Here is a 22,130-nt window from a genome sequence, read left to right as displayed (position 1 = left end):
GTCCGGGAGCCCTGGCAGGGCCCTCGACCCGATGCGCGACCCGAACCGGGCCGCGCGCGGCGACGGTGACGGATTAGTGCGTTCCGCCACCGCGTTGCAATACGCCGGCCCTGCTGGCCGTGTATGGGTGCCGGTCACGCCGCGGGCGGATGGGCCAGAAAATCGGCGATCGCGGCCACGAACCTGTCGCCGTAGGCCTCGCGCTTGCGCTCGCCGACCCCGTGGACGGTGCGCAGCGCCCAGAGATCGACGGGCTTCTGGCGGGCCATCTCGATGAGGGTCCGGTCCGGGAAGACCATGAAGGCCGCGATGCCCTCGGCCCGGGCGAGCGTGGCGCGCAGGCCGCGCAGGTGCTGGAACAGCGCCTCGTCGGTCTCCGAGAGGGCGATCTCGCCGTCCTCGCGGGCGGCGGCCCGGCGGCGATCGCGGGATTCGGCCTTCGGCTCCGGATCGGGGCGGAGCTGGACCGGCTCCCGGCCGAACAGGATCGCCTCGCCCTTCTCGGTCATGGACAGGCCGCCGTAGCCGTCGGCGTTCTCGGCGATCGCCCCGGCGGCGAAGAGCTGGCGCAGGATCGCCCGCCACGCCGCCACCGGCTTGTCCGCCCCGACCCCGAAGGTCTTGAGGCTCGCGTGGCCGTTGCGGCGGATCTGGTCGCTCTCCTTCCCGTGGACCACGTCGCAGATATAGGCCGCGCCGAAGCGCTGCCCGGTGCGCACGATCGCCGAGAGGATCTTCTGGGCCGGGACGGTCCCGTCCACGAGGGTGACGCCGCCACGACACAGGTCGCAGCGGCCGCAAGCGCCGCTCGACTCGCCGAAATAGGCGAGCAGCGACTGGCGGCGGCAGGTGGCGCCCTCGCACAGGGTGATCATCGCCTCGAGCTTGCGCCGCTCGACCCGGCGGCGGTCGTCCGAGATCTCCTTCTCGTCGATCTGGCGGCGGCGGAGCGCCATGTCGTCGAGGCCGTAGAGGGTCAGGGTGTCGGCGGGCAGCCCGTCGCGGCCGGCGCGGCCGATCTCCTGATAGTAGCCCTCGACGTTGTTGGGCATGTCGGCGTGGCAGACGAAGCGCACGTCCGGCTTGTTGATGCCCATGCCGAAGGCGACTGTGGCGGTCATCACCACCCCGTCCTCCTGCAGGAACCGGTCCTGGTTCGCCATCCGCGTCGCTTGGTCGAGGCCGGCATGGTAGGGCAGGGCGTCGAACCCGTCCTTCCGAAGGGTTTCGGCGAGCTGCTCGGTGCGCTTGCGCGACGAGCAGTAGATGATCCCGCTCTCCGCGCGCCGGTGCTTCAGGAACCGCTCGATCTGCCGGGCCGGGTTGTCCTTGGGCTGGAAGGTCAGCCGGATGTTCGGCCGGTCGAAGGAGTGGACGAAGATCTTCGGGGGCCGGTCCTGCGGGAACAGGCGCTCGGCGATCTCGGCGCGGGTCGCGGCGTCGGCGGTGGCGGTGAGCGCCAGGGTCTGGACGTTGCCCAGCGCCGTCCGGGCGCGGGCGATCTCCCGGTACTCGGGCCGGAAATCGTGGCCCCACTGCGAGACACAGTGGGCCTCGTCGACGGCGAGCCGCCGGACGCCGGCGCCGCGCAGGGCGTCCATGCAGCCGTCCATCAGCAGGCGCTCGGGGGAAACGAACAGCAGCCGCAGGTCGCCGGAGCGCAGGGCGCGCCACGTCTCGCGGGACTCGGATTCCCCGACCGTCGAGTTCAGGGTCGCGGCGCGGATGCCGACGCTGCGCATCTGCTGGACCTGATCGTGCATCAGCGCGATCAGCGGCGAGACCACCACGGTGAGCCCCGGATCGACCAGCGCCGGGAGCTGGTAGGTCATCGACTTGCCCGAGCCCGTGGGCATCACGGCGAACACGTCGGTCCCGTCGAGCACCGCGCCGATCACCTCGTCCTGGCCGGGGCGGAAATCCTCGTAGCCGAACGTCTTCTTCAGCGCGGCGCGGGCCTCGTCGAGGCGGGTCATCGGGATCCTTGGTCGGAGTCTGGCCGCCCTTGCGGCAGGGGTGTGTAGACACTAGCCTCTCCGTGTCTACACGGGGGCCGCCATGCCGCTCAACATCCGCAGCGAAGAGGTGAATCAGCTGGCCGAGAAGCTGGCATCGCGGGCCGGCGTGAGCAAGACCGAGGCGGTGCGGATCGCGCTTCAGAACGAGCTGGATCGGCGGGAAGAGTCGCTGACCGAATTTCTGGAGAAGATCCGCCCGATACAGGAGGCCCTTGCCGCCTACCCGAAGACCGGCCTCAAGGCCGACAAGACCTTCTACGACAGCTTCTATGAGGACTGATGTTCATCGATGCGTCGGCGCTGGTGGCGATCCTGTGCCAGGAGCAGGGATATGAACGGGTGGCAGATTGTATCCGCCAAGCTCCGCATCGTCTGACCAGCGCCCTCGCCCAGTTCGAGGCTGTCTTGGCGGTGGCTCGCATTCGGTCGCTGCCGCCTGAGACCGCCGAGAGACTCGTGAACAGCTTCCGCGAGACGGTCGGTATCGGGATGGTCTCCCTCGGCCTTGCAGAAATCCGCATCGCCGTTGCGGCCCATGCCCGCTACGGCAAGGGCCGCCACCCGGCGCGCCTGAACCTCGGCGACTGCTTCGCCTATGCCTGCGCACAGGTGCACGGCGTGCCGCTGCTCTATGTCGGCGACGATTTCCCGCAGACCGACATCCGCTCCGCCCTCGCCTGAGGCTTCAGCCCCCGTGGAACTCGGCCACGTGCTGGGCCACGATCGCGTCGAAGGATTCATCCGCCCGGAAGCCCAGGGCCAGGGCGGCCTCCGGCTCGAACGCCTCCGGCCAGGAGCCGACGATCCGCGCGATGGTGGCGTCGGGTTCGCGCCGGATCAGCGCCACGGCCTTGTCGCCCGCCGCGCGCCGCAGGGCCTCGATCTCCTCCGCCACCGTCGCCGAGACGCCCGGCATGGTCAGGCTGATCCGCGGGCCGATCGCCGCGAGATCGAGTCCGGCCGCGTGGGTGAGGAAGCCCACCGCCGCCGCGGGGCTCGCGAACCAGTGCCGCACCGTGTCGGGCACCGGCAGGATCGCCTCCTGGCCGGCGAGCGGCTCGCGGATGATGCCCGAGAAGAAGCCCGAGGCCGCCTTGTTGGGCTTGCCCGGCCGTACGCAGATCGTCGGTAGCCGCAGGCCGATCCCGTCGAGGAAGCCGCGGCGCGCGTAGTCGGCGAGCATCAGCTCGCCCATGGCCTTCTGGACCCCGTAGGAGGAGGCGGGGCGCAGGATGTGGTCGTCCGGGATGACCTTGGGGAAGGGCGGTCCGAACACCGCGAGCGAAGAGGTGAAGACCAGCTTCGGCCGGTAGCCGTCCGCCGCGCTGGCCGCCCGGATTGCGTCGAGGAGCAGGCGGGTGCCGTCGAGGTTGACCCGGTAGCCTAGCTCGAGGTTCGCCTCGGCCTCGCCGGAGACCACGGCGGCGAGGTGGAAGATGACCCCCGGCCGCTCGGCGATGGCGGCCTCGGCGGCGCCGGGCGCCGTGAGGTCGGCGGCCTCGGCCCGCACCGGGCCGGAGAAGCCCTCGGGCGCCGACGGCGGGACCACGTCGAGGAGGGTGAGGGCGGTGAGCGGCTGTCCGCCGACCCGGCCATCCCCCACCAGGGCGTCCACGAGGCGGCGGCCGATCATGCCGGCGGCGCCGAGAATCAGGGCGTGCATGGAAAACCTCCCGTCGGGTTGTGGCGTCAGGCCATCATGTCGAGGGCGCGGCCGAAGAAGTCGGCGCCGCCGAAATTGCCGGATTTGAGGGCGAGTAGCATCGGCTCGGGCCGGCCCGCCGTGCGCAGCACCGGCACGCCCGCGGCGATCTCCGGCCCGAGCAGGAAGGCCGTGAGACCCAGCCGGTCGACCACCGCGCCAGAGGTCTCGCCGCCGGCGACGACGAGCCGGCGCACCCCGCGGGCGACGAGGCCCTCGGCGATCGCTGCCAGCGCCGCCTCGATGGCGTGGCCGGCCGCGTCGACGCCGTGGGCGGCCTGGAGCGCGCGCACCGCCTCGGGCGGCGCCGAGGTGGCGATCAGCACCGGGCCCGAGGCCAAGTGCTTGTCCGCGAAGGCCAGGGCCTCAGCGACCACGTCGTCGCCCGCGAGCAGCCGCACCGGGTCGAGGCGCAGCACCGGCATGATCGCCTCCGCGGCGGCGACCTGCTGGAGGGTCGCCTGCGAGCAGCTGCCGGCGAGGCAGGCGGAGGCGCCGCCCACCGGCTCGCCCACGGCCGCGCCGGCGGCGTCCTGGGTTCCCCGCCCGTCGGCCGCGAGCGCCCGCGCGAGGCCGAGGCCGAGGCCGGACGCGCCGACCGAGAACTTGCGGCCGACGATCGCCCGGCCGAGCACCTCGAGGTCGCTGTCGAAGATCGCGTCCGCGATGGCGGCGCCCTTGCCCTCCTGCGCGAGGGCGTCGAGGCGGGCGGCCACGGCCTCCGCGCCCCTCGACACCGTGGCGGTGTCGATCAGGCCGACGGGACTGCCGCTCTGGCGCCCGAGCACGCGCACGAGGTTGGCGTCGCGCATCGGGTTCAGCGGGTGGTCCTTGAGCGGGCTCTCGTTCAGCGGCACCGAACCGACGAACAGGTTGCCCTGGTAGACGCTCCGCCCCGTCTCGGGGAAAGCCGGGGTGACGAGGGCGACGGTCTCGCCGGCCTCGGCCCGCAGGGCGTCCATGACCGGGCCGATATTGCCCGCATCGGTGGAGTCGAAGGTCGAGCAGACCTTGAACATCACGTGGGCCGCGCCCCGGGCCCGCAGCCAAGCTTCCGCCTCGCGGGAGCGCGCCACGGCCTGGTCGGCGGGGATCGAGCGGCTCTTGAGGGCCACCACCACAGCGTCGGCCTCCGGCAGCGACCGGCTGTCCTCAGGCACGCCGATGGTCTGGATCGTGCGCAGGCCCGCCTTGGTCAGCGTGTTGGCGAGGTCCGAGGCGCCCGTGTAGTCGTCGGCGACGCATCCCAGCGCGAGGCTCATCGGCCGCTCCCCTTGTAGGCGGCGAGCCAGCCGAGGCCCGCGACGGTGTCGGCGGCCGGAATGTACTCGCAGCCGACGAAGCCGCGGTAGCCGAGCCGGTCCAGCTCGTCGAACAGGAAGAAGTCGGCCATCTCGCCGGTCCCGGGCTCGTGCCGCTCGGGCACGCTCGCGGTCTGGACGTGGCCGATGAGCGGCATCAGGGCGCGCAGCCGCACGGTCACGTCGCCGTGCAGGATCTGGCAGTGGTAGAGGTCGAACTGGAGCTTCAGGTTCGGCAGGGCGAGGTCGCGGATCAGGTCGGCCGCGCGGCCGAAATCGTTGAGGAAGTAGCCCGGCATGTTGCGGCCGTTGATCGGCTCCAGGACGAGGTCGAGGCCGACCGGCGCCAGCCGCTCCGCCGTCCAGGTCACCGCCCGGCGGTAGGATTCGACCGCCCTGGGATCGTCCCAGGGGGCGAGGCCCGCCATGAGGTGGAGCCGGCCGACGCCGGTCGCCTCGGCGTAGCGGAGCGCCGTGTCGACCCCCGCCTTCAGCTCGTCGAACCGCTCGGGAAAGGCGGCGATCCCGCGCTCCCCTTCGGCGAAGTCGCCCGGCGGCAGGTTGAACAGGGCCTGGGTCAGGCCGTTCGCCCGGAGCCGCGCGCCGATGTCGTCCGGCGCGTGCTCGTAGGGGAACAGGAACTCGACGGCGTCGAACCCGGCCCGGGCCGCGGCCTCGAACCGGTCGAGGAACGGCACCTCGTTGAACATGAGGCTCAGGTTGGCGGCGAAGCGCGGCATGGTTCTGTCCCCTCAAGCTTTCTCGGGCAGCTTCGCCCCCGAGACCTGGGCGTAGAGCCGCGCCACCGAGGCGTCGTCGTCCCGGCCCATGCCGGCGCCCGACGCCATCAGGAACATCTGCAGGGCCGCCGCCGCCACCGGGACCGGGTACTTCTCGGCCCGAGCCATGTCCTGCACGATGCCGAGATCCTTGACGAAGATGTCGACCGCGCTCTTCGGGCTGTAGTCGGCGTCGAGGATGTGCGGCACCCGGTTCTCGAACATCCAGGAATTGCCGGCCGACTTGGTGATCACCTCGTAGACGCGCCGGAGGTCGAGCCCCTGCTTGGCCGCGAAGGCCATCGCCTCCGAGGCGGCGGCGATGTGCACGCCCGCGAGCAGCTGGTTGATCATCTTGAAGGCCGCGCCCTGGCCGGCCGCGTCGCCGAGCTCGTAGAGCGTGCCCGCCATGGCATCGAGGGCGGGCCGCGCCTTCGCGAAGGCCGCCGCCGAGCCCGAGGCCAGGAAGGTCAGGCCGCCCTCGGCCGCGCGGGCGGCGCCGCCGCTCATCGGGGCGTCGAGGTAGTGGCGGCCGGTGGCCTCCAGCCGCGCCGCCAGCGCCCGGGCGACGGCCGGGTCCATCGTGGCGGAGGAGACGAACACCGCGCCCTCCGGCATCGCGGTGGCGGCGCCGTTCTCGCCGAACAGGACCGCCTCGGTCTGGGCGGCGTTGACCACCACGCTCACCACCACGTCGGCGTCCCGCGCCGCCTCGGCGGGGTTCGCGGCGCCCCGGCCGCCGGCGGTCGCGAAGCGCGCCACCGCGTCCGGGTTCACGTCGCAGGCGGAGACCGCGAAGCCCGCCCGCAGGAGCGAGCCGGCCATGCCGGAGCCCATGGAGCCCAGGCCGATCACCGCGGCGCGGGGTGTTGCGTTGGTCATCGGGGACGGCTCCTGAAGCTGGGAAAGGGCGCCTCGGCGTCGCCGCTCGAAGCGCGGGTCCCCTCTCCCGTGCGGGAGAGGGGCCAGGTCGCGCCTGGATCAGAGGTCAGCGGTTGACCATCCGGGCGGGTGTGACGAACACGCAGACCGCGCCGACCACCAGCATGGCGGCGAGCGCGTAGAGGCCCGTGGCGGTGCTGCCGGTGGCATCCCGCAGGGCGCCGATCACGTAGGGGCTGACGAAGCCCGCGAGGTTCCCCACCGAGTTGATCAGCGCGATGCCGGCCGCCGCGCCCGCGCCGCTGAGGAACGCCGTGGGCAGCGACCAGAACAGGGGCGAGCAGGTCAGCACGCCGGCCGCCGCCACCGACAGGGCCGCGATGGCGAGCGTCGTCGAGCCGGCATTGGCCGAGACCACGAAGGCGACCGCGCCGATCAGCGCCGGGATGATCAGGTGCCAGCGGCGCTCGCGCATCCGGTCGGCGGAGCGGCCGAGCAGGATCATCACGATCGCCGCGCACACGAACGGGATCGCGCTGATCAGGCCGATGTTGAAGTTGCCCTGCACGCCCGACGCCTTGACGATCGTCGGCATCCAGAAGGTCAGCCCGTACTGGCCGGTGACGAAGGCGAAGTAGATCAGGCTCATGAACCACACGCGGCCGTTGCGGAACACGGTGGCGATGGAGTGCGGGCTCGATTCCTTGCCCTGGTTGTCGGCCGCGATGTCGCGCTCGAGGAGCTGCTTCTCGGCGTCGGTCAGCCACTTGGCCTCGGCGGGGCGGTTGTCGAGGTAGAAGAACACTGCGAGGCCGATCAGCACCGCCGGCACCGCCTCGATCAGGAACATCCACTGCCAGCCGGACAGGCCGTGGGCGCCGTTGAACGCGTCCATGATCCAGCCGGAGAGCGGGTTGCCGAAGATGCCGGAGATCGGGATCGCCGCCATGAACACGGCGATCACCCGGGCCCGGCGATGGGCCGGGAACCACGAGGTCGTGTAGAGGATGACGCCCGGGTAGAACCCGGCCTCGGCGAGACCGAGGAGGAAGCGCATCCCGTAGAAGCTCCACTCGGAGTTCACGAACAGGAACGCCCCGGAGATCACCCCCCAGGTGATCATGATCCGGGCGATCCACACCCGGGCGCCGACCCGGTGCAGGATCACGTTCGAGGGCACCTCGAACAGGAAGTAGCCGAGGAAGAAGATGCCGGCGCCGAGGCCGTAGACCGTCTCGGAGAACTTCAGCTCCTGGGACATCTGGAGCTTGGCGAAGCCGACATTCACCCGGTCGAGATACGCCACGACGTAGCAGAGCATCAGGAACGGCACGAGGCGCCAGAACACCTTCGCGTAGGTGCGGTCGGCGAAGGACTTCTCGTCCGCGGGTGCGGTGGCGCCCCCCAGCGGGGCGGCTTGAACCGACATGGCGTACTCCCTGGTCCGGGCCGCACGGCTGCCGGACATTGCTCTTCACCGCTCGTCGGGCGGCGCTGGGGCGGTGCCATATCGCCTTTTGGCAGCGCTGCCAATCCGGTTGTGCGAGATAATGCAGGCCGCTATGTCAGTCGTGGATCGACGCGGACGGTCTTCCCATTCCTGCCTTATGCCGAGGCGCTGCAGCGTGGCGGAGGCCTCCTTCGGGGCCCGCTTCGCAGTCGTCTCAGGATGAGGGAAGGACGCCGGGAGGTTCGACGGGCGTCGTGAAAATAAACCGCGCCGGGAGAGCGGGGCCATGGACGACATCCAGCCGCCGGGGCGGCTCGTCACCCTCACCGACGTCGCCCGCGAGGCCGGGGTCGGCGAGAGCACGGTCTCGCGGGTCCTGCGCAACCACGGCTCCTACTCCAAGCGCGCCGGCGAGCGGGTGGCGGAGGCGGTGGCCCGGCTCGGCTACGTGCCGAATCGCCTTGCCGGCAGCCTCGCCGGCCAGGGGGCGAGCGCGCGGCTCGTGGGGGTCGTCATCCCGTCGCTCGCCAACGTGGTCTTCCCCGACCTGCTGCGCGGCCTCACCGCCGCCCTCGACGCCGATGGCATCCCCTGCGTGATCGGCGTCAGCGACTACGACCCGGACCGGGAGGAGGCGCTGGCCGCCGCGCTCCTGTCCTGGCGGCCGGCGGCGCTGCTGCTCACCGGGCTGGAGCACAATCCCGGCACCGTCGCCCTGGCGAAGGCCGGGGGCGTGCGCGTGGTCGAGATGATCGACACGGACGGGGAGGGGATCGACGCCGTGGTCGGCTTCTCCAACCGCGCCGTCGGGGCGGCGAGCGCCCGCCACCTCGTGGCGCGCGGGTACCGGCGGATCGGCTATCTCGGCCACGATCTCGCGGTCGACCTGCGGGCGGGCAAGCGGCTCGCCGGGTTCGAAGCCGCGCTGGGGGAGGCGGGGCTGGCGCTCTGGGGCAAGGAGATCCGGCCGGGGCCGTCCTCGCCGGCCTCGGGCCGGGCCGGGCTGGAGGCGCTGCTGGGGCGCGTGCCCGATCTCGACGCGGTCTACTTCTCCAACGACGACATGGCTCTCGGCGGCTACTTCGCCTGCCTGTCGGCGGGGCTGGCAGTGCCGGGGCGGATCGCGCTGTTCGGCTTCAACGGGCTCGACTTCGCGGCGGCGATGCCGCAGCCCCTGTCGACGGTGCGCACGCCGCGCCTGGAGATCGGCCGGCAGGCCGCCGCCTGCCTGACCGGCGCAGGCCCGAGGAAAATCGATCTCGGATTCGAGCTGATCGAGGGAGCGACCGCATGAGCGACGAGAGCCGGCTGCGCGAGGAGATCTGCCGCTACGGCCGCTCGCTGTTCGAGCGCGGCCTGACGCCGGGCTCGTCCGGCAACATCTCGCTGCGCCTGCCCGACGGCGGCTGGCTGGTCACGCCGACCAACGCGTCGCTCGGGTTCCTCGACCCGGCGCGGATCTCGCGGCTGGACGATGCGGGGCGGCTGGTCTCCGGCGACAAGCCCACCAAGGAGATCCCGCTGCACAGCGCGCTCTACGAGAGCCGGAACGAGGCGAAGGCCATCGTCCACCTGCACTCGACCCACGCGGTGGCGGTCTCGATGCTGCCGGAGGTCGACCCCAGGCAGGTGCTGCCGCCGCTGACGCCCTACTACCTGATGCGGACCGGCGGCACGGCGCTCGTGCCCTACTATCGCCCGGGCGACCCGGCCGTGGCGGACGCGATCCGGGGCTTGGCGGGAAAGTACAGCTCGGTGCTGCTCGCCAATCACGGCCCGGTGGTGGCTGGCGACAGCCTGGAGGGCGCGGTCTTCGCCACCGAGGAGCTGGAAGAGACCGCCAAGCTCTACCTGCTCCTGCGCAACCTCAACCCGCGGCAGCTGAGCCCCGGGCAGGTGGCCGATCTGGTGAGCCATTTCGGCCTGACCCTGCCGGAGCCGGACGACCATGCCGGGCACGATCACGGGTGAGGGCGGTGGGTCCGCTCTCCCATCAGACCACCTCATCCTGAGGTGCGAGCGCAGCGAGCCTCGAAGGAGCCCTCCAGACGCCGCCGCGATCCCTGAGCCCTCCTTCGAGGCCTCCGCGACGCTCCGGCACCTCAGGATGAGGGGGAGGATGGTAGGATGGGGCTGCGGTGGTCTCCGCCTCACCCCTCGATCTTCGCGAACTCAGCCACTTCCCGCGTTGCGGCGCGCAGCGCGTTGAGCAGAGCCAAGCGGTTCTCGCGGAGCTTCGCGTCGGGCGCGTTGACGGTCACGTCCTGGAAGAACGCGTCCACCGGCGCGCGCAGCGTCGAGAGCGCCTGCATCGCCCCGGCGAAATCCTCGCGGGCGATGGACGCCGAGGCGGTCTCCCGCGCCTTCGCCAGGGCCTCGGCCAGGGCGCGCTCGGCCGGCTCACCCGCGGCAGCGAGAGCGGCGTCCGGCGCGGCATCGTAGGCGCGGCCGTCCTTCTTCTCCTCGATCCGCAGGATGTTGGCCGCGCGCTTGTAGCCCGCGAGCAGGTTCTTCCCGTCCTCGGTGTCGAGGAACTGGCCGAGCGCCTCGACGCGGCGCACGACCATCAGCAGGTCGTCCTGGCCGGGGAGGGCGAAGACGGCGTCGATCAGGTCGTGGCGGGCGCCCTGGTCGCGGAGATAGACCTTCAGGCGGTCGGCGAAGAAGCCGAGGAGATCCCGCGCGTCGGCGCCGGCCCGCCCGGCGAGGCCGCGATCCGCAGCGCCGACCTGCTCCAGCAGCCGCAGGCGCAGGCCGCCGTCGAGAATCAGCCGGATCACGCCGAGAGCGGCTCGGCGCAGGGCGAACGGGTCCTTGCTGCCCGTGGGCTTCTCGTCGATCGCCCAGAAGCCCGCCAGCGTGTCGAGCTTGTCGGCGAGCGCCACCGCGATCGAGACCGGATCGGTCGGCACCCGGTCGGAGGGGCCGAGCGGCTTGTAGTGCTCCTCGATGGCCGCGCAGACGCTGTCGTGCTCGCCCTGGAGCGCCGCGTATTTGCGGCCCATCAACCCCTGAAGCTCGGGGAACTCGCCGACCATCTCGGTGACGAGGTCGGCCTTGGCGAGGCGCGCGGCGCGCTCGGCGAGCGCCGGGTCGGCCCCCACCAGCGGCGCGAGGTCCTTCGCCAAGGCGGCGATGCGGGCGATCCGCTCGCCCTGCGTCCCGAGCTTCTCATGGAAGACGATGCTGTCGAGCTTGGGCAGCCGGTCCTCCAGGCGGGTCGCCTTGTCGGTCTCCCAGAAGAACTTCGCGTCGGACAGGCGCGCCCGGACCACCCGCTCGTTGCCGGCGGTGATCGCTTGACCACCGTCGGTGGCGACGAGGTTCGAGACCAGGATGAAGGCCGGCGCCAGGTCCTCCGAGCCGCCCTTGCGCAGAACGAAGCACTTCTGGTTCGCCCGGATGGTCGCCCGGATCGCCTCGGCGGGGATGTCGAGGAACGACGCGTCGAACGAGCCCATCAGCACAACCGGCCATTCCACGAGGCCCGACACCTCCTCCAGCAGGCCCTCGTCCTCGACGAGATCGAGGCCGCGGGCGAAGGCGAGGTCGCGGGCGTCGTGCAGGATCACGTCCTTGCGCCGCTCAGGGTCGAGGACGACTCTCGCCCGCTCCAGCGCCTGGATGTAGTCGTCGAACCGGCGCACCTCGATCGCCTCGGGGGCGAGGAAGCGGTGGCCGTAGGTCACGGTGCCGGCCGCGATCCCGGCGACCGAGACGGGGACCACCTCCGGCGTCTCCGTCTCGGGCCCGAAGGTCGCGACGATCGACTGCAGCGGGCGCACCCAGCGCAGCGAGCCCGGCTCGGCCGAGGCCGCGCCCCAGCGCATGGATTTCGGCCAGGGGAAGCTCTTGACGATCTCGGGCAGGAGTTCGGCGAGCACGTCGAGCGTCTCGCGGCCGGGCCGCTCGATCACCGCGAGGTAGAACTCGCCCTTCTTCGGGTCGGTGACGGTCGTGGCCCGGTCGAGGCTCGTCAGGCCTGCGCCCTTCAGGAAGCCCTGGACGGCCGCTTCGGGCGCGCCGACCCGCGGGCCGCGGCGCTCCTCGCGCACGGCCTCGCCCCGGGCGGGGAGGCCGGCAATGTGGAGCGCCAAGCGGCGCGGCGTCGAGAACGCCCGGGCGCCCTCGTACAGGAAGCCGCGCGCCACGAGGGCGTCGGTGACGAGCTTCTTCAGATCCTCCGCCGCGCGCCGCTGCATGCGGGCGGGGATCTCTTCCGAGCGGAGTTCGAGCAGGAGGTCGGGCATGGGGCGGCCATATCGCCGCGCCGCACCCCTGTCGAGGGTCGGCGCGCGGGGCTCAGCGCGACTCGCCCTTGAGGATGGTCGAGAGCTGCCACTTCCGGTCGCCGATCGCGTGGGCGTCGGAGACCTTCCAGCCGCCGTCCTCGCGCACGAGGTCGTACACGATGACGTTGGCGCCGTTGCCGCCCTTGCGCTCGACCGTGACCTTCGCCTGGTCCTTGCCCTCGGTGGCCTCCTTGAAGGTCAGGTTCTTCACCGTGTCGGGCTTCAGGGGCTCGCCGTTCAGGCGGTAGTCGAAATCGAGGTTGCCGGTGGCGCCGTTGGCCTGCTTCGCGTCGGCGTCGAACAGGCCCTGCAGGCGCTTCGAGTACACGGAGGAGTGATTCGGGTGCGGCTCGGCGTAGAGCTTCTTCACCGTGGCCTCAGGCCCAGGATCGGCCGCCAGCGCGGGGGCGAGGCCGAATCCGAGGAGGCTGAGGGCGAGGATCGTCTTCTTCATTGGGCATGTCCCGCGTCTGCGGACGCGCCGAGGCGCGCCGGTTGGCGGGGGTTGCAACGCGCGAGGGGGCAAGGGGCTCCGCGATGGGGCACCCCTCCGTCATCGCGGGCGCAGCGAAGCGACCCAGGGCGTCGGGACGTCTGGCAGCGAGGCGCGACCCTGGATTGCTTCGCTGCGCTCGCAAAGACGGGGCATGCGAAGTCTGCGACGCGCGCCGGTTTCGTCGGAATGATTCACGCCCCGCCGGCGGCGGTCCTCAACCACGCCGCGCCGCAGGCCTTGGCCAGTTCGCGCACGCGGAGGATGTAGCTCTGGCGCTCCGTCACCGAGATCACGCCGCGCGCGTCGAGCAGGTTGAACACGTGGCTCGCCTTGATGCACTGGTCGTAGGCCGGCTGCGCCATGCGGTGGCGTTCACCCTCCGCGTCCGGCGCGCCGGCGGCGAGGTAGGATCGGCAAGCGGCCTCCGCGTCGGTGAACTGGCGGAACAGCATCGCGGTGTCAGCCGCCTCGAAGTTGTGGCGGGAGTACTCCTGCTCGGCCTGCAGGAACACGTCCCCGTAGGTGATCCGGTCGGCGCCCTCGGCGCCGTTGAAGTCCAGGTCGTAGACGTTCTCGACGCCCTGGACGTACATGGCGAGCCGCTCCAGCCCGTAGGTCAGCTCGCCCGCCACCGGCGCGCACTCGAAGCCCGCCACCTGCTGGAAATAGGTGAACTGGCTGACCTCCATCCCGTCGCACCAGCACTCCCAGCCGAGGCCCCAGGCGCCCAGAGTCGGGCTCTCCCAGTCGTCCTCGACGAAGCGGATGTCGTGGAGCTTGAGGTCGACGCCGATGGCGGCGAGCGACGCGAGGTAGAGCTCCTGCAGGTTCGGCGGGTTTGGCTTCAGGATGACCTGGAACTGGTAATAGTGCTGGAGCCGGTTCGGGTTCTCGCCGTAGCGGCCGTCCTTGGGCCGGCGCGAGGGCTGGACATAGGCCGCCTTCCAGGGCTTCGGGCCGAGCGCCCGCAGGGTCGTGGCCGGATGGAACGTACCGGCACCGACCTCCATGTCGTAGGGCTGGAGGATCACGCAGCCCTGCGCCGCCCAGAATTCCTGAAGCGTCAGGATCAGACCCTGGAAGGATTTTTTCTCGGACATCGGTCTCGGCAGCTCGGGATCGCGCGGCGGCTGGGGCCGCCGGCGGGCCGGTTTAGGTGCGGGCGGCGAGGGGTGCAAGGCGAAGGGTGTCGACCGAGGGGGCGCGGCGCCGGCAGCCCGGGTTGCCTATGCGGTGCCGATGATGGTCCGCTGGCTGCGCACCCACGGAGAGAATCATGGATCCTGACCTCGCGATCCGCCCGATCGGCCCCGGCGACCGGGACGCTTGGCTGCCGCTCTGGCGGGGCTACCAGTCCTTCTACAAGGTTGACCTGTCGGACGCCGTCACCGACACGACCTGGCAGCGCCTCAACGATCCGGCCGAGCCGGTGGACGGTGCCCTGGCGTGGCGCGGCGCCGAGGCGGTCGGCCTCGTCCACCACATCCGCCACCGCTCGACCTGGACGATCGGCGACTACTGCTACCTCCAGGACTTGTTCGTGGCGGACGGCACGCGCGGGCTCGGGATCGGCCGTCGGCTGATCGAGCACGTCTACGCGGCCGCACAGGCCGCCGGCTGCTCGCGCGTCCACTGGCTGACGCACGAGACCAACGCCGACGCGATGCAGCTCTACGAGCGGATCGCCGAGAAGCCGGGCTTCGTGCAGTACCGCAGGATCTTCTGAGCGCCGGCGCCCGACGTGCGCCGGGACACCCAAGCGTGGCGGTTTTTGGGCAATAAACCGGAACCGCCGAGCTGACGGCCAAGTTATCAGCGCAACAGGGGATCTCGGCACCTCAGCGCTGCCGAATACAGAACGTCGGACGACCCGTCATGTACAATGCTCGCATCCGCACCAGCTTCGGCCGCAAGAACATCGCCGTCTTCGCCGCGCTCGCCATCTCGTCGCTGGCCGCCACGCCCTTCGTGATGAGCGCCAGCCGTGCGCTCGCCACTTCCGAAGACCAGCCGGTGGCCGCCACCCTGCGGGTCTATCCGGTAGAGGTCGCCCCCGTGGCGGCCGCGCCGAAGGCTGAGGGAAGCTGCCTGCGCAAGGTTCGGGTGGTCTACAGCGGCTACGGCCAGTCGGCGGACGGGTGCGCGGCCCACTGACGCCAGCGCCCCGACTCAGCCGTGGGCCGGTGCGGTCCCGGCCAGACGCTTGAGATGGAGTTCCTCAAAGTCGATCTCCGTCTCGAGCTGCCGCAGCACCGAGCTGTGGATCCGGTTCTGCCGGTGCAGGTCGATCAGGGCCGACCGGCCTGAGCGCACGGCGAGCAGGGCGGCGGCGAAGTGCTCGGTCTTCTCGGCCTCCAGCGCCGCCCGCTCGTCGCGGTCCCGCGAGGCCGCCCGCACCCGGCGGCGGTACTCCTCCACGAGGCGCGGGTGCTTCAGCGCCCCGGTCTCGGCGAACACCAAGCCCTGTAGGGCGGCGAGCCCGGCCTCGTTCACGACGACGCGGGCCATCGGCGCGTCGAGGTGGCCCTCGGGGAGGTGCGCCGCGGGGTCGAGGCGGAGGCTGCGGATCAGTGGCCCCAGGGTCGTGCCCTGCACGAGCACGGTGAACAGGATCACCGCGAAGGCCGCGACCAGGATCGCGTCGCGGCCGGGGAAATCCACCGGCAGCGCCAGGGCGGCCGCCATTGTGACGACCCCGCGCATGCCGGCCCACCCGACGATCAGCGGCACGGCCGGGTTCGGGGCGGGCTCCTGCGCGCGGACCCGCGGCGACAGGAGCCGCCGCAGGTAGACGGCCGGGAACACCCAGAGCAGACGGGCGACGACGCAGGTCGCCGTGACGGCGAGCGCCAGCGGCAACTCCGCCGCGAGCGCGCCCATCTGGCCGACGGTCCGGGCGAGCACGCCGCGGAGCGCCAAGCCGATCAGCACGAAGACCAGGGCCTCCAGCACGAAGACCACGAACTCCCACACCGCCACGGAATGGCGGCGGGCATGCGCGTCGAAGGTCTCGTGCTCCCGGCCGCCCATCATCAGGCCGCAAGCGACCACGGCCAGGACACCGGAGGCGTGGATCTCCTCGGCCGCGAGGTAGGCGACGTAGGCGGCGAGGAAGCTCAGCACCGTGATGGCGTTCGCGTCGTGCATCCGCCGCATCACCAGGGTCACCGCCACCCCGCACGCGATCCCGACCGCGACACCCGCCACCGCGAGCCACGCGAAGCTGCCGGCCGCCGCCCAGGCGCTGAAGGTGCCCGTGAGCGCCGCCGCCACCGCGAAGCGGTAGAGCACGAGGCCCGAGGCGTCGTTCACGAGGCTCTCGCCCTCCAGGACCGTGATCATCCGGCGGGGCAGGGCGACGCGGGCCAGCACCGCCTTGGCGGCCACCGCGTCCGGCGGCGAGACGATGGCGCCGAGGGCAAAGCAGGCGGCCCAGGGCAGGGACGGCACCACCGCGTGGGCGACGAGCCCGACCACGAGGGTCGTGAACAGGACCGCACCGAGGGACAGGGACAGGATCGGGCCGAGGCTCGCCCGGAAGTCGCGCCAGACGGTGAAGTAGGCGGATTCGAGCAGGAGCGGCGGCAGGAACAGGACCATGATCAGGTCCGGATCGAGATCGAAGGCCGGCAGGCCCGGCACCACCGCCAGCGTCATGCCGCCGACGACGAGGGCGGCGGCCGGCGGGAAACCGAGGCGCCCGGCCGCCAGCGACAGCAGCAGGGCCGCGCCGAGGAGACCGAGGATCAGCTCGAACAGGGCGACGGATGTCATCGGTGGATCGGGCCCGGCGCCGGAGGCCCGGCAAGCGCGGCCGTTCTAGGACGTTTCCTTGTCGGATGAATACCGCGTCGACCGAAGGTTCGCCGAGGGTCGCAGTGCGGGCCGCGCCCTAGAGAGCCCCTTCCCGCACGGCGCCCGGGTCGGCCAGCGCGTGCAGGATGCGCGCGGCGCTGTGGGCGAAGCGCAGCGTCACGGCCTTGCGGCGGGCGCCGCTCAGCGGGTGCTCGGGCGGCTCCCGCAGGATCCCGGCCCCGTAGGCGTCGGCGACGATCAGGCCGCACTCTTCCGGGATCAGCGACTCGGGCACGTCCTCGGGGATGGCGAAGAAGAACCGGTCGCAGAAGTCGCGGTAATCCGGCCATTTCCGGTCGGCGCGGAAATCGGCCACGCTCGACTTGATCTCCACGATGGTGAGCTTGCCGGCGCCGCAGAGCGCGATCACGTCGGCGCGGCGGCCGTTGACGAGGGAGAATTCCGGCAGGGTGACGCAGCCCATCTCGGAGAACAGCCGGCGCACGCCGCGCTGGATGCGCAGGGCCGTGGGCGATTGCCGCCGGTCGGGCGGCAGCAGCGCCTCGACGGCCGGGGGCGCGGAATCGGGAAGGCCGAGGGAAGCGGACATCGAGCTCGGGGGATGCGTCTGCGGGTGCGTCTGTACCGAATCGGGACATCCTGCCAAGTCGCGCCCGGTCCGTCACCTGCGGCGCGGCATCGCCCCACGCATCACCCCGGGGCGATCACCCTAGGCAGGCCCGGATCGCGTCGAACCCGTCGGTGAGGGCGGCCGGGCCGGGCTGCAGGATCAGCGGCGACTTGATCTCGTGGATGCGCCCGTCGCGCACCGCCGGGATCGCCGCCCAGCCGGGCCGGGACCGGATGCGCTCGACATTGACCCGCTTGCCGCACCACGAGGCGAGGATCACGTCGGGCGCGGCCGCGATCACCTGTTCGGCGGTGACGATCCGGTCCTTCGCGGCCGGCTGGCGGCTCAGCTCCGCGAAGATGTCCCGGCCGCCCGCGAGGCCGATCAGGTCCGAGACCCAGCCGATGCCGGAGATCATCGGCGCGTCCCACTCCTCGAAGTAGACGCGCGGGGGCGGCCGGTTCCGGACCGAGGCGGCGGCCGCGGCCAGCCGCGCCTCGAGGCCCGCCGCCAGGGTCTCGGCCCGCTCCGGCAGACCCACGAGGGCGCCGAGCGTGCGCACCATCGCGAGGCAGCCCGCCACGTCGCGCTGGTTGAACAGGTGGACCGCCACGCCCGCGCGGGCGAGGTCGGCGACGATGCCGGCCTGGAGGTCCGAGAAGGCCAGGACGAGGTCCGGCGCCAGCGCCAAGATCTTCGGGATGTCCGCGCTGGTGAAGGCGGAGACGCGCGGCTTCTCCCGGCGGACTTGGGGCGGACGCACCGCGTAGCCCGAGACGCCGACGATCCTGTCCTCCGCGCTCAGGAGGTACAGGGTCTCGACCGTCTCCTCAGTGAGGCAGACGATCCGCTCGGGCGGGAAGCGGCGCATCAGCGGTCGAGCCGGATTATCGGTCGAGCCACGTGAGCAGCCCGGCCCCGGGGGCCAGCAGGACGAAGGCCCAGACCAGCGCGGAGGCGACGTTGGCCAGCTGGAACGGCAGCCGCGACAGGCCGAGGATCCCGGCAAAGAGCGGGACCAGAGCGCGGGCCGGCCCGAAGAAGCGCCCCAGGGCCACCGCGGCGGTGCCCCACCGGCCGATGAAGGCCTCGGCCTTGGCCATGAGCTCGGGATAGCGCCGCAGCGGCCACTTGGTCTTCGCCCCCGGCCCGAGCCAGCGCCCGGCCTCGTACGAGATCCAGTCGCCGAGGGCGGCCCCGAGCGCTGCGGCGATCACCACCGGCCAGAACGGGATGTCGGCGCCGCCGACGAGGGCCCCGATGCCGACCAGGATCACGGTTGCCGGGACGAACAGCGACAGGATCGCGATCGATTCGCAGAAGGCGAGGCCGCCCGCGATGACCGGCGTCCAGGCCTTGTGCGCCTCCACGAAGGCGAGGGTCGAGGTGCGCAGGGCTTCGATGTCCATGGGGCTCCGAACGGGGCTCGGGGGATGGGAGAAGGGTCGGTCCCATCTGAGGCGCGCGGGGGAGGGCGGCAAGGGACAGGGGTGCGGCCGGCGCGGGAACCGGCTAACCGTAGCGGGACAACGAGCGAGTCCCGCGTTGAACGTCCTGTCGATCCAGTCCCACGTCGCCTACGGCCATGTCGGCAACGCCTCGGCGGTGTTCCCGATGCAGCGGCTCGGGGTCGAGGTCTGGCCGGTCCACACGGTTCAGTTCTCAAACCACACCGGCTACGGCGCGTGGCGCGGCCCTGTCTTCGACGCGGCGATGATCCGCGAGGTGGTGCGCGGCATCGGCGAGCGCGGCGTCCTGGGCCGCTGCGACGCGGTCCTGTCGGGCTACATGGGCTCGGCGGAGATCGGCGCCGCGATCCTGGAGGCGGTGGACGCCGTGCGCGCGGCGAACCCGCGGGCGCTCTACTGCTGCGACCCGGTGATTGGCGACGTCGAGGAGGGCGTCTACGTGCGGCCCGGCATCGAGGCGTTCCTGCGCGAGCGCGCTGTCCCGGCCGCCGACATCCTTACCCCCAACCAGTTCGAGCTCGGCCTGCTCACCGGCCTGCCGAGCGGCACCCTGGCGGAGGCCGGGGCCGCGATCGCGGCGCTCCGGGCGCGCGGGCCGCGGGTGGTCCTGGTCACCTCGGCGCTCTGCGCCGACACGCCCGCCGACAGCATCGACCTGCTCGCGGGCGCGGAGGGGCGGGTGTTCCGGGTCCGGACGCCGCGGCTCGCCATCGCGGTGAACGGGGCCGGCGACTGCATCGCGGCGCTGTTCCTGGTGCATTACGCCCGGACCGGCTCGGCCGAGGCGGCGCTGGGCGCGGCGGCGGCCTCGATCTACGGGCTGCTCAAGCGCACCGCCGAGGCGGGATCGCGGGAGATCCTGACGGTCGCCGCGCAGGAGGAGTACGTGAACCCGAGCGCGCGGTTTCCGGTCGAGGCGGTCTGAGGCGCCCCCGGCAAACCGCTCCGCCCAAGTCCGCAGAGAGCAGGAAGGATCGACCCGATGGCGCGCCGCTTCGTCACCCTCGATGTGTTCACCGAGCGGAGGCTCGCCGGCAATCCACTCGCCGTGGTGCTCGACGCGGAGGGGCTCGACACCGCGGCCATGCAGGCCATCGCGCGGGAGTTCAACCTGTCGGAGACGGTCTTCGTCTTCCCGCCCGCGGAGGCCCGGCACCGGGCGTCGCTGCGCATCTTCACCCCCGCCCGGGAGCTGCCCTTCGCCGGGCACCCGACGGTGGGCACCGCCGTGCTGCTGGCGCTGCAGGACCCGACCCGGGACGACGCTCGGGCCTTCGGCCTGGAGGAGGGGATCGGGATCGTCCCCTGCGTGGTCGAGACCCTGGCGGACGGGACCGGCGGACGGGCCCGGTTCCGCCTCCCGGTCCTGCCGGACTACCTCGGTCCCGGCCCCGATCCCGCCGTGCTGGCGCGGCTCCTGGGCCTCGAGCCCGGCGACATCGGCACCGGCCGGCACGCGCCGAGCCGCCACGGCGTGGGGCCGACCTTCACCTGCGTGCCGGTGGCGTCGGTCGCCGCCCTCGACGCCGCCCGGACGGCCCAGGCGCCCGATCCGGCCGACGGGCTCTACCTCTACGCCCCGGATCCCGAGGGCACCGGTCAGCGCTGGCGCGTCCGCATGTTCGCGCCGAATGTCGGCGTGCCGGAGGATCCCGCCACCGGCTCGGCGGCCTCCGCCTTCGCGGGGGTGCTGATGCAGTTCGAGGCGCTGGGCGACGGCACCCACGACGTGGCGATCCGCCAGGGCGAGGCGATGGGGCGGCCGAGCGACATCGCGCTCCAGCTCACGATCGCGGCCGGCGCCCTGCAGGGCGTCGAGATCGGCGGCGCCGCCGTGATCCTGTCGGACGGCAGCCTGCATGTCTGAAGGCTCCTCCGACGGCTTCCGGATCACCCGCGTCGCGGAGGTGGCGGCGCGGTTCGTAGACCACGACTGGGCCTTCCCGCGCGTGCACGAAGCCGCCATCGCGGCCCACTGGCAGACCCGGCTGCGCCGCAGCCCCGGCATGTTCGACGGGACCGTCCTGCTGTGCTGCGACCACGCGGTCGCCGACGGGGTCGCCCGGCTCGACCTGTTCGCGACGCGCTACGCGACCTTCACCTACTACCGGGACAGGCCCCACCCCGAGGCGCGCATCGCCAACGCCTTCGCGGCGATCGTGCCCTGGACGGCGGACGGCGCCGTCCTGCTCGGCGAGATGGGCGCCCACACGGCCAATGCCGGCCAGCTCTACTTCCCCTGCGGCACCCCGGATCCGGACGACGTGCGCGGCGCGCGGGTCGATCTCACCGGCAGCGCCGCCCGGGAACTCGCCGAGGAGACCGGCCTCGCGCTGCCGGCCGGGGCTGAGACGGACTGGGTGCTTCTTGAGGGGGAGGGCCAGCTCGCCTTCCTGCGGCCGGTGCGCTTCCCCGAGCCGGCCGCGAGGATCGTGGCGCGGATCGCCGACCATCTCGGCGCCGAGGCCGAGCCGGAGCTCGCCGGGATGCACATAGTGCGGGGGCGTGAGGACATCGATCCCGCGCGGATGCCGGGCTTCGTGCGGGCCTATCTGGCGGACGCGTTCCCGCCCGCCCGCTGACCGGCGCGGCGCGCGGGGAAAGACATTCGTCTCCCCGCGGAGGTCAGCCGGATGTCGTCTCGTTCGCCGACCGCGGGCAATACAGATTTCCGTTTCATTGACCGCCCTCGCGGCAAGCATAAACTCGGCCTTCCACCGAACAGCCCCGCACAAAGCAGATGGGGTGGATGGCTCCCGCTCCGACTGACGGCATCTCGGTGCCAAGATGTGGTCGCTGTCGAAGCAGCAGCCACGCTCATGCAGGAGCCATCCCCATGGAGATCACCACCGTCGGCATCGATCTGGCCAAAAGCATCTTTCAGGTTCACGCCGTCGATGCAGCTGGGCACGTCGTCGTTCGGAAGGCGCTGCGGCGGGCGCAGGTCACGCCGTTCTTCGCCAAGCTGCCGCGGTGCCTGATCGGCATGGAGGCGTGCGGCACGGCGCATCACTGGGCCCGGGAACTCATAAAGCTCGGCCATGACGTGCGGCTGATGCCGCCGGCTTACGTGAAGCCGTACGTCAAGCGCGGCAAGACCGATGCGAACGATGCCGCTGCCATCTGTGAGGCGGTGACGCGCCCCAGCATGCGCTTCGTGCCCGTGAAGGCGACCGAGCAGCAGGCGGCGCTGGCGCTGCACCGGACGCGCGACCTGCTGGTCAAGCAACGCACGCAGCTGGTGAACATGATCCGAGGCCTGCTCGCCGAGTTTGGGATCGAGATGGCGCGGGGCCTGCGGCACGCGCTCGAACT

The 22,130-nt window shown here is 71.9% G+C and carries 23 protein-coding genes; 10 read left to right on the top strand and 13 right to left on the bottom strand.

The window, feature by feature from the left end:
* Nucleotides 1-134 precede the first annotated feature (134 nt).
* Complete coding sequence (gene recQ, locus BMY19_RS20965; protein WP_100252832.1) at nt 135-1,976, bottom strand: DNA helicase RecQ; 1,842 nt, start codon at nt 1,974-1,976, stop codon at nt 135-137.
* 82 nt (nt 1,977-2,058) lie between these two features.
* Here recQ and BMY19_RS20960 point away from each other — a divergent pair, with 82 nt between their 5' ends.
* Entirely contained in the window at nt 2,059-2,298 is a 240-nt protein-coding gene (locus BMY19_RS20960) for a type II toxin-antitoxin system VapB family antitoxin (protein ID WP_100252831.1), read from the top strand.
* Complete coding sequence (locus BMY19_RS20955; RefSeq protein WP_100252830.1) at nt 2,298-2,699, top strand: type II toxin-antitoxin system VapC family toxin; 402 nt, start codon at nt 2,298-2,300, stop codon at nt 2,697-2,699. The genes BMY19_RS20960 and BMY19_RS20955 overlap by 1 nt, the downstream gene beginning before the upstream one ends.
* Before the next feature lie 4 nt (nt 2,700-2,703).
* Here BMY19_RS20955 and denD read toward each other — a convergent pair whose 3' ends face one another.
* From denD to BMY19_RS20930, 5 genes are all read right to left on the bottom strand, one after another.
* Entirely contained in the window at nt 2,704-3,681 is a 978-nt protein-coding gene (gene denD / locus BMY19_RS20950; protein ID WP_100252829.1) for a D-erythronate dehydrogenase, read from the bottom strand.
* Nucleotides 3,682-3,707: 26 nt separating this feature from the next.
* Entirely contained in the window at nt 3,708-4,982 is a 1,275-nt protein-coding gene (gene otnK / locus BMY19_RS20945; protein ID WP_100252828.1) for a 3-oxo-tetronate kinase, read from the bottom strand.
* The gene (gene otnI / locus BMY19_RS20940; RefSeq protein WP_100252827.1) at nt 4,979-5,761 is read right to left on the bottom strand and encodes a 2-oxo-tetronate isomerase; all 783 of its coding nucleotides are present in this window, start codon (nt 5,759-5,761) and stop codon (nt 4,979-4,981) included. The genes otnK and otnI overlap by 4 nt, the downstream gene beginning before the upstream one ends.
* A 12-nt stretch (nt 5,762-5,773) precedes the next feature.
* Nucleotides 5,774-6,682 (bottom strand): L-threonate dehydrogenase, encoded by a 909-nt coding sequence (ltnD, locus tag BMY19_RS20935; RefSeq protein ID WP_100252826.1) that lies wholly within the window; start codon nt 6,680-6,682, stop codon nt 5,774-5,776.
* A 106-nt stretch (nt 6,683-6,788) separates the two neighbouring features.
* Nucleotides 6,789-8,111, bottom strand: coding sequence for an MFS transporter (locus BMY19_RS20930; RefSeq protein ID WP_091682313.1), 1,323 nt, complete (start codon nt 8,109-8,111; stop codon nt 6,789-6,791).
* Between the two features lie 307 nt (nt 8,112-8,418).
* Here BMY19_RS20930 and BMY19_RS20925 point away from each other — a divergent pair, with 307 nt between their 5' ends.
* Both BMY19_RS20925 and BMY19_RS20920 read left to right on the top strand, forming a co-directional pair.
* Nucleotides 8,419-9,426 (top strand): LacI family DNA-binding transcriptional regulator, encoded by a 1,008-nt coding sequence (locus BMY19_RS20925; protein ID WP_100252825.1) that lies wholly within the window; start codon nt 8,419-8,421, stop codon nt 9,424-9,426.
* Nucleotides 9,423-10,103, top strand: a complete 681-nt coding sequence (locus BMY19_RS20920) for a 3-oxo-tetronate 4-phosphate decarboxylase (RefSeq protein ID WP_091927287.1) — start codon at nt 9,423-9,425, stop codon at nt 10,101-10,103. Before BMY19_RS20925 ends, BMY19_RS20920 begins: the two co-directional genes overlap by 4 nt.
* A gap of 179 nt (nt 10,104-10,282) precedes the next feature.
* On the opposite strand, the gene glyS is transcribed toward BMY19_RS20920, so the two are convergent.
* The 3 genes from glyS to BMY19_RS20905 all read right to left on the bottom strand — a co-directional run bounded on the left by glyS (nt 10,283) and on the right by BMY19_RS20905 (nt 14,020).
* Nucleotides 10,283-12,382, bottom strand: coding sequence for a glycine--tRNA ligase subunit beta (gene glyS, locus BMY19_RS20915; protein ID WP_100252824.1), 2,100 nt, complete (start codon nt 12,380-12,382; stop codon nt 10,283-10,285).
* Nucleotides 12,383-12,434: 52 nt separating this feature from the next.
* Nucleotides 12,435-12,878: a DUF3828 domain-containing protein gene (locus tag BMY19_RS20910; RefSeq protein ID WP_042671538.1), complete on the bottom strand. Its 444-nt coding sequence runs from the start codon at nt 12,876-12,878 to the stop codon at nt 12,435-12,437.
* 233 nt (nt 12,879-13,111) lie between these two features.
* Nucleotides 13,112-14,020 carry a glycine--tRNA ligase subunit alpha gene (locus BMY19_RS20905; RefSeq protein WP_042671539.1) on the bottom strand — a complete coding sequence of 303 codons (909 nt, stop codon included), beginning with the start codon at nt 14,018-14,020 and terminating at the stop codon, nt 13,112-13,114.
* 176 nt (nt 14,021-14,196) lie between these two features.
* Here BMY19_RS20905 and BMY19_RS20900 point away from each other — a divergent pair, with 176 nt between their 5' ends.
* Together BMY19_RS20900 and BMY19_RS20895 are read left to right on the top strand one after the other, a co-directional pair.
* Complete coding sequence (locus tag BMY19_RS20900) at nt 14,197-14,646, top strand: GNAT family N-acetyltransferase (protein WP_100252823.1); 450 nt, start codon at nt 14,197-14,199, stop codon at nt 14,644-14,646.
* Between the two features lie 149 nt (nt 14,647-14,795).
* Nucleotides 14,796-15,074, top strand: a complete 279-nt coding sequence (locus BMY19_RS20895) for a hypothetical protein (protein WP_100252822.1) — start codon at nt 14,796-14,798, stop codon at nt 15,072-15,074.
* A gap of 15 nt (nt 15,075-15,089) precedes the next feature.
* On the opposite strand, the gene BMY19_RS20890 is transcribed toward BMY19_RS20895, so the two are convergent.
* From BMY19_RS20890 to BMY19_RS20875, 4 genes are all read right to left on the bottom strand, one after another.
* Nucleotides 15,090-16,694: a Na+/H+ antiporter gene (locus tag BMY19_RS20890; protein WP_100252821.1), complete on the bottom strand. Its 1,605-nt coding sequence runs from the start codon at nt 16,692-16,694 to the stop codon at nt 15,090-15,092.
* Nucleotides 16,695-16,812: 118 nt separating this feature from the next.
* On the bottom strand, nt 16,813-17,325 hold the full coding sequence (locus BMY19_RS20885) for an MmcB family DNA repair protein (protein WP_056523543.1): 513 nt from the start codon (nt 17,323-17,325) through the stop codon (nt 16,813-16,815).
* Nucleotides 17,326-17,440: 115 nt separating this feature from the next.
* On the bottom strand, nt 17,441-18,217 hold the full coding sequence (locus tag BMY19_RS20880) for a cobalamin-binding protein (protein WP_100252820.1): 777 nt from the start codon (nt 18,215-18,217) through the stop codon (nt 17,441-17,443).
* A gap of 16 nt (nt 18,218-18,233) precedes the next feature.
* A complete protein-coding gene (locus tag BMY19_RS20875) occupies nt 18,234-18,755 on the bottom strand; it encodes a DedA family protein (RefSeq protein ID WP_100252819.1) in 522 nt (173 codons plus the stop codon).
* Between the two features lie 136 nt (nt 18,756-18,891).
* Between BMY19_RS20875 and pdxY the strand changes: the two genes are divergently transcribed.
* The 4 genes from pdxY to BMY19_RS20855 all read left to right on the top strand — a co-directional run.
* Entirely contained in the window at nt 18,892-19,740 is an 849-nt protein-coding gene (pdxY, locus tag BMY19_RS20870; RefSeq protein WP_020092476.1) for a pyridoxal kinase PdxY, read from the top strand.
* Between the two features lie 57 nt (nt 19,741-19,797).
* Complete coding sequence (locus BMY19_RS20865; RefSeq protein ID WP_100252818.1) at nt 19,798-20,682, top strand: PhzF family phenazine biosynthesis protein; 885 nt, start codon at nt 19,798-19,800, stop codon at nt 20,680-20,682.
* Nucleotides 20,675-21,397: an NUDIX hydrolase gene (locus BMY19_RS20860; RefSeq protein WP_100252817.1), complete on the top strand. Its 723-nt coding sequence runs from the start codon at nt 20,675-20,677 to the stop codon at nt 21,395-21,397. Before BMY19_RS20865 ends, BMY19_RS20860 begins: the two co-directional genes overlap by 8 nt.
* Nucleotides 21,398-21,651: 254 nt before the next feature.
* Nucleotides 21,652-22,130, top strand: a 479-nt coding sequence (locus BMY19_RS20855) for an IS110 family RNA-guided transposase (protein ID WP_107351051.1), incomplete at its 3' end; no start/stop codon positions are given.

Origin of the sequence: Methylobacterium sp. UNC300MFChir4.1, assembly GCF_900110155.1 — a bacterium.
Classification (GTDB): domain Bacteria; phylum Pseudomonadota; class Alphaproteobacteria; order Rhizobiales; family Beijerinckiaceae; genus Methylobacterium.
Note: the sequence above shows the minus strand (reverse complement) of the source record. Positions and strands in the feature narration are given on the sequence as shown.

Excerpts from the sequence above, each read along its gene's own strand:
- recQ (WP_100252832.1), bottom strand. The coding sequence starts at position 1,976 with ATGACCCGCCTCGACGAGGCCCGCGCCGCGCTGAAGAAGACGTTCGGC.
- BMY19_RS20960 (WP_100252831.1), top strand. The coding sequence starts at position 2,059 with ATGCCGCTCAACATCCGCAGCGAAGAGGTGAATCAGCTGGCCGAGAAG.
- BMY19_RS20955 (WP_100252830.1), top strand. The coding sequence starts at position 2,298 with ATGTTCATCGATGCGTCGGCGCTGGTGGCGATCCTGTGCCAGGAGCAG.
- denD (WP_100252829.1), bottom strand. The coding sequence starts at position 3,681 with ATGCACGCCCTGATTCTCGGCGCCGCCGGCATGATCGGCCGCCGCCTC.
- otnK (WP_100252828.1), bottom strand. The coding sequence starts at position 4,982 with ATGAGCCTCGCGCTGGGATGCGTCGCCGACGACTACACGGGCGCCTCG.
- otnI (WP_100252827.1), bottom strand. The coding sequence starts at position 5,761 with ATGCCGCGCTTCGCCGCCAACCTGAGCCTCATGTTCAACGAGGTGCCG.
- ltnD (WP_100252826.1), bottom strand. The coding sequence starts at position 6,682 with ATGACCAACGCAACACCCCGCGCCGCGGTGATCGGCCTGGGCTCCATG.
- BMY19_RS20930 (WP_091682313.1), bottom strand. The coding sequence starts at position 8,111 with ATGTCGGTTCAAGCCGCCCCGCTGGGGGGCGCCACCGCACCCGCGGAC.
- BMY19_RS20925 (WP_100252825.1), top strand. The coding sequence starts at position 8,419 with ATGGACGACATCCAGCCGCCGGGGCGGCTCGTCACCCTCACCGACGTC.
- BMY19_RS20920 (WP_091927287.1), top strand. The coding sequence starts at position 9,423 with ATGAGCGACGAGAGCCGGCTGCGCGAGGAGATCTGCCGCTACGGCCGC.
- glyS (WP_100252824.1), bottom strand. The coding sequence starts at position 12,382 with ATGCCCGACCTCCTGCTCGAACTCCGCTCGGAAGAGATCCCCGCCCGC.
- BMY19_RS20910 (WP_042671538.1), bottom strand. The coding sequence starts at position 12,878 with ATGAAGAAGACGATCCTCGCCCTCAGCCTCCTCGGATTCGGCCTCGCC.
- BMY19_RS20905 (WP_042671539.1), bottom strand. The coding sequence starts at position 14,020 with ATGTCCGAGAAAAAATCCTTCCAGGGTCTGATCCTGACGCTTCAGGAA.
- BMY19_RS20900 (WP_100252823.1), top strand. The coding sequence starts at position 14,197 with ATGGATCCTGACCTCGCGATCCGCCCGATCGGCCCCGGCGACCGGGAC.
- BMY19_RS20895 (WP_100252822.1), top strand. The coding sequence starts at position 14,796 with ATGTACAATGCTCGCATCCGCACCAGCTTCGGCCGCAAGAACATCGCC.
- BMY19_RS20890 (WP_100252821.1), bottom strand. The coding sequence starts at position 16,694 with ATGACATCCGTCGCCCTGTTCGAGCTGATCCTCGGTCTCCTCGGCGCG.
- BMY19_RS20885 (WP_056523543.1), bottom strand. The coding sequence starts at position 17,325 with ATGTCCGCTTCCCTCGGCCTTCCCGATTCCGCGCCCCCGGCCGTCGAG.
- BMY19_RS20880 (WP_100252820.1), bottom strand. The coding sequence starts at position 18,217 with ATGCGCCGCTTCCCGCCCGAGCGGATCGTCTGCCTCACTGAGGAGACG.
- BMY19_RS20875 (WP_100252819.1), bottom strand. The coding sequence starts at position 18,755 with ATGGACATCGAAGCCCTGCGCACCTCGACCCTCGCCTTCGTGGAGGCG.
- BMY19_RS20865 (WP_100252818.1), top strand. The coding sequence starts at position 19,798 with ATGGCGCGCCGCTTCGTCACCCTCGATGTGTTCACCGAGCGGAGGCTC.
- BMY19_RS20860 (WP_100252817.1), top strand. The coding sequence starts at position 20,675 with ATGTCTGAAGGCTCCTCCGACGGCTTCCGGATCACCCGCGTCGCGGAG.